The organism is Sulfurimonas sp., from assembly GCF_019429335.1.
GTDB lineage: Bacteria > Campylobacterota > Campylobacteria > Campylobacterales > Sulfurimonadaceae > Sulfurimonas.
Map to the genome: position 1 here is coordinate 1 of NZ_JAHYJB010000018.1, position 14735 is coordinate 14735.

The 14735-nt window shown below is 36.0% G+C and carries 13 protein-coding genes and 1 riboswitch; of the genes, 6 read left to right on the top strand and 7 right to left on the bottom strand.

The window, feature by feature from the left end; all coding sequences use genetic code 11:
* Positions 1 to 184 precede the first annotated feature (184 nt).
* Together K0A91_RS07190 and K0A91_RS07195 are read left to right on the top strand one after the other, a co-directional pair.
* Positions 185 to 1348, top strand: a complete 1164-nt coding sequence (locus K0A91_RS07190) for a tyrosine-type recombinase/integrase (protein ID WP_295009442.1) — start codon at positions 185 to 187, stop codon at positions 1346 to 1348.
* Positions 1348 to 1728, top strand: a complete 381-nt coding sequence (locus K0A91_RS07195) for a YbgC/FadM family acyl-CoA thioesterase (protein ID WP_295009444.1) — start codon at positions 1348 to 1350, stop codon at positions 1726 to 1728. Before K0A91_RS07190 ends, K0A91_RS07195 begins: the two co-directional genes overlap by 1 nt.
* On the opposite strand, the gene K0A91_RS07200 is transcribed toward K0A91_RS07195, so the two are convergent.
* On the bottom strand, positions 1711 to 2922 hold the full coding sequence (locus K0A91_RS07200; RefSeq protein WP_295009446.1) for a hypothetical protein: 1212 nt from the start codon (positions 2920 to 2922) through the stop codon (positions 1711 to 1713). The two genes, K0A91_RS07195 and K0A91_RS07200, sit on opposite strands and share 18 nt — an antisense overlap.
* Positions 2919 to 3575 (bottom strand): uracil-DNA glycosylase, encoded by a 657-nt coding sequence (locus K0A91_RS07205; protein WP_295009448.1) that lies wholly within the window; start codon positions 3573 to 3575, stop codon positions 2919 to 2921. Before K0A91_RS07205 ends, K0A91_RS07200 begins: the two co-directional genes overlap by 4 nt.
* 116 nt (positions 3576 to 3691) lie before the next feature.
* Here K0A91_RS07205 and K0A91_RS07210 point away from each other — a divergent pair, with 116 nt between their 5' ends.
* Positions 3692 to 5263 (top strand): bifunctional diguanylate cyclase/phosphodiesterase, encoded by a 1572-nt coding sequence (locus K0A91_RS07210; protein ID WP_295009450.1) that lies wholly within the window; start codon positions 3692 to 3694, stop codon positions 5261 to 5263.
* Positions 5264 to 5334: 71 nt separating this feature from the next.
* Here the strand turns inward: K0A91_RS07210 and K0A91_RS07215 are convergent, their stop codons facing one another.
* Complete coding sequence (locus tag K0A91_RS07215; protein WP_295009452.1) at positions 5335 to 5721, bottom strand: class II SORL domain-containing protein; 387 nt, start codon at positions 5719 to 5721, stop codon at positions 5335 to 5337.
* Positions 5722 to 5901: 180 nt separating this feature from the next.
* On the opposite strand from K0A91_RS07215, the gene glyS reads away from it, so the two are divergent.
* A complete protein-coding gene (gene glyS, locus K0A91_RS07220) occupies positions 5902 to 7923 on the top strand; it encodes a glycine--tRNA ligase subunit beta (protein WP_295009454.1) in 2022 nt (673 codons plus the stop codon).
* Here glyS and K0A91_RS07225 read toward each other — a convergent pair.
* From K0A91_RS07225 to K0A91_RS07235, 3 genes are all read right to left on the bottom strand, one after another.
* Entirely contained in the window at positions 7920 to 9434 is a 1515-nt protein-coding gene (locus tag K0A91_RS07225; protein WP_295009456.1) for a hypothetical protein, read from the bottom strand. The two genes, glyS and K0A91_RS07225, sit on opposite strands and share 4 nt — an antisense overlap.
* Positions 9435 to 9549: 115 nt before the next feature.
* Positions 9550 to 9630: riboswitch (cyclic di-GMP riboswitch) on the bottom strand.
* A 73-nt stretch (positions 9631 to 9703) separates the two neighbouring features.
* Positions 9704 to 10768, bottom strand: a complete 1065-nt coding sequence (locus K0A91_RS07230; RefSeq protein ID WP_295009458.1) for an ankyrin repeat domain-containing protein — start codon at positions 10766 to 10768, stop codon at positions 9704 to 9706.
* Positions 10769 to 10784: 16 nt separating this feature from the next.
* Positions 10785 to 11522, bottom strand: a complete 738-nt coding sequence (locus tag K0A91_RS07235; protein ID WP_295009460.1) for a hypothetical protein — start codon at positions 11520 to 11522, stop codon at positions 10785 to 10787.
* 58 nt (positions 11523 to 11580) lie between these two features.
* On the opposite strand from K0A91_RS07235, the gene K0A91_RS07240 reads away from it, so the two are divergent.
* Together K0A91_RS07240 and K0A91_RS07245 are read left to right on the top strand one after the other, a co-directional pair.
* A complete protein-coding gene (locus K0A91_RS07240; RefSeq protein WP_295009462.1) occupies positions 11581 to 12327 on the top strand; it encodes an ElyC/SanA/YdcF family protein in 747 nt (248 codons plus the stop codon).
* A 91-nt stretch (positions 12328 to 12418) separates the two neighbouring features.
* The gene (locus tag K0A91_RS07245) at positions 12419 to 14236 is read left to right on the top strand and encodes a diguanylate cyclase (protein WP_295009463.1); all 1818 of its coding nucleotides are present in this window, start codon (positions 12419 to 12421) and stop codon (positions 14234 to 14236) included.
* Positions 14237 to 14245: 9 nt separating this feature from the next.
* Here K0A91_RS07245 and K0A91_RS07250 read toward each other — a convergent pair whose 3' ends face one another.
* On the bottom strand, positions 14246 to 14707 hold the full coding sequence (locus K0A91_RS07250; RefSeq protein WP_295009465.1) for a globin: 462 nt from the start codon (positions 14705 to 14707) through the stop codon (positions 14246 to 14248).
* Positions 14708 to 14735 lie beyond the last annotated feature (28 nt).

A 14735-nucleotide genomic window follows, 5' to 3' on the forward strand; every position in this document is an offset into this window, starting at 1 on the left:
AGAAAAAATCCAAGAGAAATAAAAAATCATTCGGACACTTATGCTAAAATATCGCCACAGAAAATATCTCTTCTTCAACTGTCCGAATGAAACCGACAGAGGTGTCCGGATAAACCGTTATATGCAAAAGAGCTCATAAGCTATTTAAAGGAAGTTTAGAATATAAAAATGATAAGCTTCCACTATGAGATTATATATTCGTAAAGAGATTATTTGGCTTGATTTCGTAGTAGAGGGTCGTAGATATAGAAGAAGCACTAAGCTAGAAGACACTCCACAAAACAGAAAACTAATCAAAAGAGAAATAGCACCACAAATACAAGCTTCTATTTTACGAGGCGAATACAATCCTGAAAAGAAAAAAATAATGCCAACTGTGAAAGAGTTTGGTTATCGTTCACTTGAACTACATAGACACGAAAGAAAAGACCAAGTTAATCATTCCTATAAACTTAATTTTGAAATGCACATACTACCTTACTTTGGTAAGCAGCTGCTAAAACAAATCACACCAATAGACTTGCAAGAATGGCAAAACACAATAGTTGATAAAACAAGTGCTTCATCACTTAGAAAGTATCGTAATATCTTTAGACAAATGTTTACAGACGCATTGCTAGAGGGTTACATAACTGCTAATCCATTTGACAACATTAAAAGACCAGTAGTAGAAGATAAAGAGATAAAGCCCTTTACAAAAGCTGAGATAGAGACAATTATAACTACAGCTAGTTTGAAAATGAGAAACTTTTTTATCATATCAATATTTACTGGCATGAGAACTGGTGAAGTGTTGGCACTTAAATGGGAAGATATAGACTATAGTAGAAAAGAGATAAGAGTATATAAAACTCAAAACCGTGGTATATCTCAAACAGTAAAAACAAAGAGTTCAAATAGGACTATTGATATGCTGCCAATAGTTGAAGAGTATTTAAAAGAACAATACAAACTAACAAATGAAGAATATTTAGTAAATAAAAATATTGATAATGATGATTTTGAATTTACAAATTATATATTTTTGAATAGTAAATATAAACCTTATTTTAGTGGTGATATTTTAAATGTATCAATGACTAAAATTCTTGAAGTTTGCAAGGTAGAACATAGGTCTTTATATAACACTAGACATACCTTTGCAAGTCTAATGCTAACCAATAATGAAAGTATTATGTGGGTGTCACAAATGCTTGGTCATAAAACAGCAAATATAACCTTTGAAAGATATGCTAGATTTGTAAAAGAAGATGAAGTTAATCGTGCAAAATTCTTAGAAAAATGGCACATATTTGGCACAAGTGATAATCCAACAAGGCTTCCAGTCCGTAAACAAGGGGTAGAATAGTGCTAATTAGAGTATATTACGAAGATACGGATTGCGGCGGAATTGTGTACCACTCTTCCTATTTCAATTTTTGCGAGCGAGCAAGAAGTGAGATGTTTTTTCAAAAAGGGCTGAGTCCTGTTTTGCCAAACGGACATTTTGTTGCTAAAAAGATAGAAGCGGACTATATTTTGAGTGCTAAACTTGGAGACGAGTTGGAGGTTTTAACAGAACTTCTTGAGATAAGAGCAGCTTCATTTGTGCTTTTGCAGACTATATTTAAAGGCAATCAGAAGATATTTGAGCTAAAAATAACTCTGGCATATATAACTTTTGAGGGAAGACCTCAAAAAATAGTTAGTGATGTAAAAGAGCTGATAGAATCACTCTTTTGTAGCTAGAGAGTAGGGAATAAATCTTGAAACCGAGGGCTGCAGAAGAGTTATAGGGTACATCATCTGATTATTTACGTTTGGAATATCGTACTCCCGCTTCTCTCCGTTTATAATAAATGAAAAGTAGTCTATTCCAACAGTAGTTGTATAGTTAATCCAGTCATAAACTATATCGTTTGCCAAGATAGAGTTCGTCTCTATAAGCACGTCGCTGTTTTGTGTGATTGAGTTTGCGATTATCATATTTTTTCTATCTTGATACTGTGTCATAGAGAGCAACAGCGGATTGTAGTTTGTCTGCGTTGAGAGCACGTTTGTAGCATTTGTATCATATAGCGTAAGCTGAGAGATTATCATTCCGCTTTTAACAATGGGCGTATTTATAAAGAATGAGCCCTCTACGATTTTTGTGTTATCTTTTAGCTGAGCTTCCAAGTTCGTAGTCTGTTGCGGAATAGAGAAGTTCAGCACTTTTGAACCTTTTGTTTGTTTGAACTTATACTCCTGATATTTTGAGAGCTGTTCGCCTATTTCAGAGTTGTCGTGAAAGATAACAAGCGGGGAAACAGACTCATTTAAGAGCAAATCGCTTTGCGCGCGATAATCAATTCCGCCATAGTAAAGGTATCCTGAGTTTGTCTGTGCATCTTTTTTGTTGATTGTCGGAAAATAGATGTTTATCTGAGGATTTATTTTTGATACCACTTTTTCGCCTGATTGAGTAAAAGGAGCAATAACAAAGTGAAAGCCGTCCTCTTTGATTCTCTTTAGTGCTTTTGATATCTCTTCGTAGCTCTCATCTTCAATTTTATAGCTCTTGAGCTCAAAAGGGCGGTTTTTTGACATAAGATATGCAAATGATGCATTTGTAGTCGTCGCTGCGTATCTGGCGATTTTTTTGTATGGAAGAAGCAGGGCTATGCGAAGTTTGGTCTCTGTGAAGATAGATTTTATCTCAAACATCGACATGTACTCGACTCTTGCCTTCTCCAGTGAACTATTTTCAAGTTTATAATCGGCATGAGCCAAAAAGGAGAAAATAAAACCGTTGTCGTAATATTTTTTAAGACACCTCTCGTCGCATGGAGCTGGGTCCAGGTTTAGTACGGCAGTTTTTGGAAGCGGAATATTTGATATCAAAAAGCTTTGCGAAAAGAGTGCAATAGGCAACAGTAGCGTTAAAAATAGTACTCTTTTCATATACAGCTCTTTATTGTTTTTAGGTCGCTAAATGCGATTTTTTTGTCATCCGGATTTCTAAGTAGATGATTTGGATGGTAAATCGGAACAAGCTTATAACTTTTAAAGTTTATAACATGTCCTCTTACGCTGGCAAAATTATCATCTTCAGACGTAACTTTAGCATAAGCATCTTTACCTAAGGTAACAACAACTTTTGGTTTTACGAATTCTATCTGAGAAAAAAGGTAATCTTTGCACGAGTCCCACTCTGAATTTGAGGGCATGTTTGAGTTTAGCGGTTTGCATTTTATGGCATGAGTAAAGTAGACATCTTCTATCTTCAACTCAAGCACGTTTTCTATCATATTTTTAAGCAGTTCCCCGCTTCTGCCGCAGTAGTAGGAGGAAGTGCTGTCTTCGTTCATCGAGACCGTATAGTCGATTATCATAACATCGGCATTTTGATTTCCAAAACCGCTCATGCTTTTATTTCTTGATTTGCTCAGGTCGCATAAGTAACATGTAGCAATATTTTTTGCCAACTCATTAAGGTTGTGCGGCTTTTCACTTGAACTTATCTGATTTATCGAAAACGGGTCGCTATACTCAAATCCAAGGGCTTTAAGCCGGTATAAGTTCTGTAAAAGAAGTAGATTTTGAAAAGATTTCAATGCCGACCTTTTTCCTAGAATTAATATTAGTGTGAGTATATTGAATGTGCGGTTAAAATTTACTTTATAATTTTCAGATAGAATTTTAGAAAGTATTTTTGGAGTACAATTTGGGTATGGAAAATAATATATTAGAAATCAACAGTTTTACACTGACATCTTCAAGAGATGTACAAGAAGTATTGGCAAATGTCAAAAATATAGATAAAGAGAATATTTTAATACATATAGCATCTTTTATACACAATACGGTTTTAGTTCAAAGTCTGAAAAATGAGTTAAGCGGTATATTTCCTCAGGCAAAAATTGTTTTACTTAAGCACTCTGACAGAACCCAAACATCCATGACTATATACACTATAAATAAAGAGATAGAGAATCATGTTATCGAAAGCGAGATGCTACAAGAGCTCTATTTTCAAAGTTCTCAGAAAGATTTTAGTATCAGAGAGTACAGAAAGAAGCTTTTTAGCAGATACTTTACCGACCATTTGACAAATCTTCCAAATATATACAAACTAAGAAACGATTTAGATGAGTACAAAAATTATGCACTTGTCGTGTTTAATATAGATAACTTCCAGACTATAAATAATTTTTACGGATATATGGTTGGAGATTATGTAATTGAGAAGGTTGGAAAATATCTTCAAGAAAAACTCCCGGAGCACCCTATATACAAACTCTCAGGCGATGAATTTGCATTCATAGTAGACCAAGATATGGGATTTTACGAGCTTAAGAGCTATCTTGACGAGCTATATCAGAAGATAAAAAATATTGTCATCGGGTACCAAAACATCAACATATATGTAGACTTTACGCTGGCTTCATCTACAAACAGGGACAATAAAAATATATTTTCAAAAGTTTCAATGGCTCTGAAGTATGCAAAAGAGACAGGCGCTAAATATTGGATATATGAAGACAGAATGAATTTTGAAAATGAGTATGAGAGAAACTTGCAGATATCCGGCATTGTTAGAAATGCTGTTGAAAACCTAAAAATTATGCCATATTTTCAAGCTATTATTGATACAAAAACCTCAGAGATTAAGAAGTATGAGTGTCTTGCCAGAATGGTAGATAAAAATGAAAAAGTGCTATCTCCGACTCTTTTCATACCAGTTGCAAAGAAGATAAAAGTTTATAACATGGTTACAAAAACAATAATTGACAAATCCTTTGAGGCTTTTGAGAACAATGAGTTTGAATTTAGCATCAATCTCTCTATTGAGGATATTATGAGCAGTGAAATTTTTAACTTTATTATTGAGAAGTTAAAGATATCAAAAGCATCAAAAAGAGTTATTTTTGAGCTTCTTGAGTCCGATGCGATAGAAGATTTTAAAAAGGTTGAGCGTTTTATCTCCGAAGTTAAGCGTTATGGAGCCAGAATCGCAATAGATGATTTTGGAAGCGGATACTCAAATTTTGGCTATCTCACTAAAATGAATGCAGATTTTATAAAAATAGACGGCTCGTTGGTTAAAAACATAGATGTAGATAAAAATGCACTTCTTGTTGTGGAAACAATTGTAGAATTTGCAAAAAAACTCGGTATAAAAACTATTGCAGAACATGTCCACTCAAGCATGATAATGGACGTTATAAGAGATTTGGGAGTTGACTACTCTCAGGGGTTTTACATAGACGAGCCTTCTATAAATCTCTCAAATCATAAATAAAAAAAAGAGCAACTTGCTGTTTTGAAGATTTTTAAAAGTGGGGTTAAAGAGGCTGCAAAGCCTCTTTAAAATTACTCAGCTACAGTTACGGTTACGGGAGTTGATTCCCAGACGCCGTGCTTTGTGCAGTATGCTTGAGCAACAAGCTTAAGTTTGCTTCCTGTTGGAATTATGTTAAATGTTACAGTAGCATGTGACTTTATATTTCCAAGAGCTCCTGCAACAAAGTCAGCTCTTGCCAAAAGAGTCTCGCCATTGTAAAGCGCCATGTTAGCGATATAGTGGTCAAAATCATCCGGGTGAGAGTATTCATTGCCCATTTTTACAGTTACACTGAACATCTCTCCGGCTTTTGCGCTCTCTGCACAGTGAATAAACGGTGAGTGACGGTCAATATAATCCTTCTTGCTTTCTCTTTCTATGGTGTCTATATCTACATAACGATTGATTGTTGGCATATTAATTCCTTTAGTTTTTTTGTTTATGGAGTATTGTAGCCCAATATCATTTACAAATAACATAAATTAGAGCTTATTGGTCTTGATTAAGTTTTATTTAATTTATAAGTATTTAACAAAAAAATAGATAAAATCGCGACCTATATTTATATGTAAAATCCTAATAAAAAAGAGTTAAATATGATAAAACCACTACTGATTGAGATAGGTTTAGAAGAGCTTCCGGCAGTTCCGCTTTTAAAAGAGTTAAAAAATATTGAAAAAAAGTATGCCGATATTTTGGAAAAAAACTCTCTTTTGGGTGAGTTTGAATTTTATTATACTCCTCGCCGTCTCGTAATTTGGCATAGAGAGTTTAAAACTATGCAAGATGATAGTGTCGAGGAGTTCTTCGGGGCTCCAATCAGTGTTGCTTTTAAAGACGGCGAGGCAACCGCTGCGGCTCACGGTTTTGCAAAAAAATGCGGTGTAGCCATTGATGAAATCTCAAAAACTATGAAAGATGGCAAAGAGATTATCTACTTTAAAAAAGATTTAAAGGGCAGGGAGTCGGTTCTGCTTCTGCCGTCAATCATAGATGAGTGGATAAAATCTTTAGAGTTTGGAAAATCTATGAGATGGGGAAGCCTAAGCGAGAGTTTTGTCCGTCCTATCCGCTGGGTAAATGTGCTTTTTGGTGATGAGCTTGTGGATATGGAGTTATTTGGCGTAAAATCCGCAAAGAAAACTTTTGTGCACCGTATCAGCAACTTTGAGGCTTTGGACATCAGCGGAGCAAAAGAGTATTTTGAGACGCTAGAGGATGGCGGCGTAACTCTGTTTCCTAAACTTAGACGCGAAAGTATTTTAAGCAACTTTGCATCTTTGGAGAAAGCAAATGGAGTAAATATAGAGATTGATGCCGATTTGCTCGATGAAGTTGTAGCAATTACGGAACATCCGACTGCAATAATGGGCTCATTTGATGAAGCGTTTTTAAAACTTCCTCCCGAGGTTATCATCACATCTATGAAAGAGCACCAGAGATATTTTCCGGTTTTTAAAGAGGGCAGGCTGATAAACAGGTTTGTCGTTGTATCAAATGCTCTTACCGATGATTTTTCAAAAGTGATCGAGGGAAATGAGAGAGTTCTTCGCCCTCGGTTGGCTGATGCACTCTTCTTCTACAACAACGACCTCAAAAAGGGACTAAGCACTGCAGGGCTTGAGAAAGTCGTCTTTATGAAGGGGCTTGGCAGTGTTGCCGACAAGATAGAACGTGAGAGAAAAATAGCAAACACTCTTTTTGACATGTACAATCCAAAAGGCTCGAACAAAGAGCTCTTAAACCGTGCGCTAAGCCTTGCAAAAGCAGACTTAATGAGTGAGATGGTTTATGAGTTTACGGAGCTTCAGGGACTTATGGGATGTTACTATGCAAAAGCGCTGGGAGAGAGCGATGAAGTTGCAGAGGCTATAAAAGAGCAGTATCTACCAGATGGCGAGGATAGCGCACTTCCATCAACTCCGATGAGCGCAATCGTAGCTATGAGTTTAAAACTTGACACGCTTTTGGGACTCTTTAGTATAAATCAGATTCCGACAGGTTCACGCGACCCTTTTGCACTGCGCCGCGCCGTAAACGGGCTTATTAGAATCACAAAAGAGCATAACTTGGAGTTTGACGTAGTAAAAACTCTTACACTTTTAAGTAAAGAGTATGCAGCTTTTGACATGTCAAAACTCGAAGCGTTCTTTTTGGAGAGACTAAGACAATATTTCAAGGTAAATCCATCTATCGTTGAGGCTGTTTTAGCTTCTGGCGAGAGAGAGCTACTTAAACTCTCCAAGAAGATAGAAGCGCTGGAGACAATGGCAAACAGCGAAGGTTTTGGCGAATCATTTTCAACATTTAAAAGGGTTGCAAATATCACAAAAGATATCGACATGTCAAATGAGTTCAGTGTTGATACAGGGTTGTTTCAAGAGGGAGCCGAAAGGGTTCTCTTTGGCAGATACAGCGAAGTTAGCGGAGTTAAATATGAGTCGTACGAAGAGGAGCTTGACGCACTCTTCAACCTCAAGCCCGAACTTGACAAATTTTTTGACGACGTAATGGTAAATGCCGAGGATGAAGCTATAAGAAACAATAGAAAATCGCTTGTAGCCTCCATATACAAAAGTATATTGAAAATTGCCGACATAAAAGAGATAACTCTCTAGGCGACTACCTCTTCGATAAGTATTTTTTTTGAGGTGAGCGCTTTGACGAGAGAGTTTTTTATAGAGATATATGCGGCTTTGTTTTGAGAGAGAATCTTCTCGTCTCTCTTCTCATGTCTTCTTAGAGAGTCTATCTCTCTTTTTATATTGTTATACATTATAAGATGAGATTTATTTGCCATCATTGAAGAGAGCTTTGTTTTCTCATCTTTTTGAAGCTGTATGTCACCCCTCAGCATTTGAATATTAACCCTTAAAACCTCTTTTTCGCCCTCATTTTTTGATAAATCAAATGTGTCTGTAAGTGTGTTTAATCTTTTTGAGTCACTAATGATGCTTTTTGATATTTTTTCCATCTCTTTTGTTATATTGTTATTATGCTCAATCGGGGTAAGACCATCGATATATAATTGAAAAATCTCATCTTCAAGTTTTTCTATCTTGTCTCTAATGTCTTCTATCGAAATATCTGTTTTTATATAAATTTTAACTATCGACATCATGGAAGCAACGTTCCATTTAAGTCCGTTTGGAGCCTCAATCTCAGGAACTCTGTATTTTTGTCCGTTCAGTACTACGATGTTTAGAGAGTAGTATTTTAAAAAATCAATCATATATTTGTTTGATGCGCTAATCTCTGAGAGTATCAGGTTTGCAATGTGACCGAAAACCTCTTTGAAATGGATTCTAAATATATACCCTGAAAATCCCTTGAAAAACTCCTCATTTTCATCAAATGAATTGATTAGATGCTCTGTAATTATTGATTGAATAAATGAGAAAGCATACTTCTCGTAGGAAATATTGTTTATCTTTTTATCAAGCATATATATATCTACAAACTGCTCTGCTACGAAATAAAAAAAGTTCTTATTCTCCTCTTTTAGAAAAAAGTCGTTATAAAACGATTTGAGCTCCTCTTCATCCAAACCGTTATACCTGTTTGCAATTGTCTCTTTCTCCTCTTCTCTCACCTCGCGTATATTGCTGTCGTCAAAGAGTTTTATAAATACCTGATTATTTTTGATGATAATTATGTCACTTTTATGAAGCTCGAATGCTTCTCTAATCGCATATTTTAGTAGCTCTTTTTTGTTTATCTCTTCATTTGTTATGTTGTTTACAAAGTGGCTGAGCTTAAGAGTCAGCTCCTGTTTAAGGCATATCAAATCCTCTTTGGCATTATAGTTGTATTCGATAAGATTTTCATTCTGTGTAATAATATCTATGGCAGCCTCTAAGTTGATGCTATCTTTTGGCTCTATTTTGTATGGAAAAACTTTTATATTAAGTTTTGTGTCGGTGAATTTAAAGAGAGTGTACCCGACATGCTCAAAGTGCTCTTTAAAAGCCTGCTTTATTTTTGTCTGAGTCTCTTTGTCTGAGATTGACTCTTCCTCAAGATGCTCATCTAGGAACGAGAAGAGTTTTGTATTGTGCTCATCAGTCCATTTAAAATCGACGCGAGGGGCTTCTATAAGTGACTTTAAATGAGTTTTTAATTTTGGCAATAGCATATTATTTTTGTGACCGATTCGTTTTTAAATTCTTATTACATGTGACACAGATTTTCGTAACGATATAAGAGGACAATTGAAAATACAGCAGTAGTGCAGTGGTTAACATAGTTGCAATCCGACCATCTTACAGCTTGTAAGATTCGTAACTTTCCGTCTCTATCTCACGATAAATTTGGCCTTATACTTTTAAAAGCTATTTTACTATATGATTTTTAAATAGAGCTAAAATAACTCCTATATAGTAAATTTTGGCTTATATTTTAAACTCCGTTTTGCTCATTTTGGCTATTTATAAGCAGTGCAATTTCTCTATATCCGTTTTCATTAGCGTGCATAAGCGCTGTTTTTCCATCAGCGTCTTTTTCATCTATCTTTGCTCCATTATCTATGAGAAGTTTTGCTATGTCATAAAAGCCGTATTTTGCTGCTAAATGCAGAGCGCAAGTCCCATGCGGACTTTTAAAATTTATGTCGCTTCCGTTCTCTACAAGCAGTTTTACGAGCTTATAGTCTCCGCAGCATGAACTAGGAAGAAGCATTGTGTATCTCTCATTTATAACTTCGTTGGGGTTTTGGCCGCTCTTAAGATAGTGCGAAATAGTCTGATACTGCATTGTGTTTGTCTTTCTGCAATATTTTGACTCTTTGTTTGAGAGTTTATTGCAAATACTAGAGAGTACTGCATGTCTGTCGCTCTCTTGGAGTGCATTTTTATTTATAGCAACTGCTTCTTCATCTTTAAATAAAAAAGCGATTGAAAGTGCGCCTAAGTGTATGATAAGTGGCAACACAAGAGGAGTGAGCCAGTATGATTTGAGTATCTCATCCATCAAGAAGAGTCTGGCAATGAGAATAGGGATAAAAATCACAAGAGCAATAAGAGGGAGTAAAAATGTTTTTTTTACTTTAAACGGCGCTCTTGGAAGATGGTTTTGTAAACTCTCATCTTCTGTTCTGATGTATAAAAGGTTTTGAAGAGCAGTTGTGAGAGCATATGATACAAACTCTCCAAAGGCAAGGAGAGCTACGATGTAGAGCTTGCTCTCATCCCAAATAAACTCAATTTGCATAGCACTGCTGATGATAAAAGCAGATGCGATAACACCGACAAATATCGAGATATAAAGCGCTGTGCCGCTCTCACTTTGGAACTTAAGAGCTGTTTTAATCAGGTAATATGAGTTTAAAAGAAGTAAAATAAGTAAAAGAGTATCAGTAGGGATAAAAGGAAACTTTACATGCAACACCATAATTATCGATGCTACAATAGAAAATATTGTTAAAAGAAATCTCTCTTTTAAAAATGCGTCTCTAAAATCATTCAAAATTTCTCTTTTTCGCCTATGATGTCTTTATGATGCTCGGAGGAAACGTTGAGAAGGTCTTTTTAAACGCATTTGCACGCACATCTTTGAACTTTCCCGTAGCAGTCGCAGGAAGGTAAAGACCAAGCTCTTGGCAGTCCGTAGCGTCATAGTTTGCATCATGCATAAATACTACGGTTTTGTCTAGTTTTGCCACCTGTACTGAAATATTTTTTGCATAGGCAATAATATGTTTATGGTGTCTGTCAAATTTGTTTCCCCATGCAAAAAAGACGAATTTTCCGCTTAGGCGAATGTTTAGATAGTCTTGGTAGTTTAGCTGTTTGTCAAACCTTGTGAGCTGGCTGCTTGCGTATTTGTCCAAATCGGCATCAAATTCCTCTAAAACAGCTGTCGGCTCTATGTTTGGTCTGTTTAGGTTAAAGAGATACTTTATCTCTATAAGTTTGCCTCTATAGTTTTCATTTTTTATTGCAGAAGCAAAAAGGGTGCAGTTGGCGTCAAAGTTGATTTCACAGAAATTTCCGTCAAACTCATAGCCTTGAGCAGCGAGTTTTGTGTTTGTGTTGCATCCAATGGGTGCAAGTTCGGGATTGTATAAGAATATTGTCCCGATTACCGTTTTGCGTCTGTTTTTAAGCATCTCTTCAAGCTCTGCGGTTGTGATAATCTCACCCTCTTTTTGTATATAAATGTACTGCTCCGCTATATACTCTATCTCTAAACTTGTTGAAAATTTTCCAAATGCCTGCAAATCAAATCCTCTAATATTTATTGGAATTATACTATAATTCGCCACTAAGGGGAAAAGATTGGAATTTGGATTTTTACTAAAGAAATTTGTTGCCTTTTTTGTTGAACCGTTAGGTTTTATTTTAACGCTTTTTGCGGTTGGACTCTACTTTTTGTTTGTTGACAAAAAGGGTTTTGCAAAACTATTTATGTCACTCTCTTTCGCCTTTTTACTTCTCTTCTCATACAGACCGTTTTCAAATATTTTGGTTCAAAGCTTAGAAAATATGTATCAAAAATATGACTATAAACAAGAGATAAAATATATACATGTACTTGGAAGCGGACATAACGCAGATGAGTCACAGCCGCTCTCTTCAAACATCAGCAGTGTTAGAGTCAAAAGAGTTATAGAGGGAGTAATAATCCACAAAAACTCTGCCGGCTCAAAGCTGATTTTTACTGGATATGAGGGAGATATAAATATCTCAAATGCTCAAATGAACGCAAATCTGGCAATTGCTCTTGGGGTTAGTGCTGATGATATCATTATAGGCAAAGAGCCAAAAGATACAAAAGAGGAGGCTATTTTTATAAAGAAGATTGTAGCTGAGGAGCCTTTTGCACTAGTCACGTCAGCTACCCATATGCCACGTTCGATGAAGCTTTTTGAGTCGCTTGGACTCCATCCTATCGCAGCGCCGACAGCCTTTTATAAAGATGGGTTTGACAGCTATTATCAAGCACCTGATATTACTACTTTGAAAAATTCGCAAATGGCGATGCATGAATATATAGGTATTTCGTGGAGTATGTTAAAAAAATAGGTTTAAAAAAGAAAACTTTTTGCTTTGTTTGTATAAGATACATGTAGAATTATGTGGGCTTACAAGACTCATGCAGCAAGGAAGTTTTGAGATGAAGAGTAGTTTTAAATTTGGATTTTTATTTTTTATATTCTTTATTATTGCAGGCAAAATAGGTGCAGTAGAGGTTATACAAGTAGACGAAAAAACGAAAAAAGTAAACCTCTCTCTAAACTCTGAACTCTTTATAGATCAGCAAAATCACTTCTCATATGAGGGCGTAAACAACAGCTCTTTTGATGATAACTTTAAACCGACCAAACTAGAATCGGTATCCATGGGCTATATAAACAGTACTATCTGGATGCGTTTTATCATAGCAAACGAGAGTGAGAAAAATTTTGTTGGCGCCATAGAGATGCCTATACCTTGGAGCGAAAACATTGACGTATATATACAATCCGCAGATGGCTTAAGCGTTACAAATTTTGGCTCAACGCTTCCCTTTACGGATAGAAAGATTGATGCAAGGTCATTTTTTCTCCCTATTACAATCAACCCACAAGAGTTCATCTCTGTCTACATAAAGACAAAGGGGAGTAATACAATAACACTTGCTCCATGGCTCTACTCAGAAAAAGAGGCTGCCGAGCGTTTGACATATATCGCTATGTTTAACGGCGCATTAATCGGCATAATTTTAATTATGATTTTATACAACCTAAGCAACTATATCTCTCTGAGGGATAAAAACTACGCTTTTTATATATTGTATCTGGCGAGCCTGCTCTTTTTAATGGGCACCTATTACGGTTATAATTTTCAGATTTTTTGGGAAGAGAGCCCTCAGTTTAATACAACAGTTTCTCCACTAACCGTAGTATTTACTTTTTTTGCGGCACTGCTATATAGCAGAAGCTTTTTAGACGTCGGCAAAAATTTTGTAAAAAGCGATAAATATTTGATTCTGCTTATCTGTCTCTCTGCGGCTGTCGGTCTGCTTAGTCTGATTGTAGATAGCAAATCTCTTCAGGCGTATGCATTAGCGTTTATTGGCTCTTTGACATTTTTCTTTTTAATATATCTCTCTGCACTTTCGGTTAAAAAGAAGATTTCAGGAAGCCTCTATCTGCTTCTTGCATGGCTCTCGTTGTCTTTAGGCGAGCTTGTTTCATTTATGATGATGATTGGTTTTATAGGCTATAACTCTTATCTTTATGACTTCTTTGCTTTGAGTGTTGTGCTCAATATATTAATGATTTCATTTGCAATGGTAGAGCGTATTAAAGATGATGAGATGCGCTGCGAGATTAAGGTTAAAAAAGAGCATGAAGTAGCAGAGAGACTCAACATGTCAAAAAAAGAGCTAAGAGAGTTAAACGATAAGCTTCAGCGAAAAGTAACCAGACAAGAGCACGAGCTTTTGTCAAAAGACAAAGAGCATGAGAAATATTCTATAAAAGATGATGTGACAGGTCTCTACAAAAAAGTAAAATTAGAAGATATATTGACCAATGAGCTTCACAGAACAAAGAGATATGACTATAAGTTTAGTCTGATTCTTATAAATATAGACGGCTTAAAAGATATTAACGACACACATGGGTTTGAGGTAGGAAACTCTCTTATGAAAGAGATGGCTGATCTGTTTATGCGCCATATCCGCTATCTTGATACGGTTGGACGCTGGAGTGAAACGGAGTATCTTGTAGTATGTCCTGAAACAGACGCAGAGAGTGCACTTGTTGCCGCGCACCATCTTCAGGCGCTGGTGGAGAAAAACAAGTTCTTTTTTGTAGGGCGGGCAACTGCAAGCTTCGGTGTAACTCAGGTTCAAGCGGATGACACGCTGCAAGATATTATGAAAAAAGCTTACGAGGCACTATCTCTTGCCAAAGATAACGGCAAAAATAGAGCAGAAATGATTTAGATTAATATCTTAAACGTAAGCAGACTCTTTTAAGTATCTGTTTACGGTTAGTTTTGAGAACTTGTCCAGATACTGCCAAAAATCATCTTTTATAGCCTCATCAATATCAAGCTCCTTTAGCACATCTCTAAACGTTCCAAGCCACTCATCTCTTGATTTTTCATATATAGAGAAGTTTTTGTGTATATCTATCATATATTGGTCAAGGTCTTTGCCATTCATCTCTTCGTCATAGATAGATGGACCACCGCATATCTGGATAAAGAATTTTGTATTCTTTTTTTTAACCTCTTCAAACTCTCTGTGGTCTTGAGGAAAAAAATGGGCAATATTACTTTCGTAAATATGGTCGTAAAACTTATACATAAGCTTCTGCATACCATCATAACCAAGAGCTTTATAAAATGCCGTCTCTGGACTTTTAAACTTTACATCTTCACCTTGGACGGCTTTTGTAATCTCGTGGTGCATGCCATGCCCCTATCTTTAAAATTGTCAA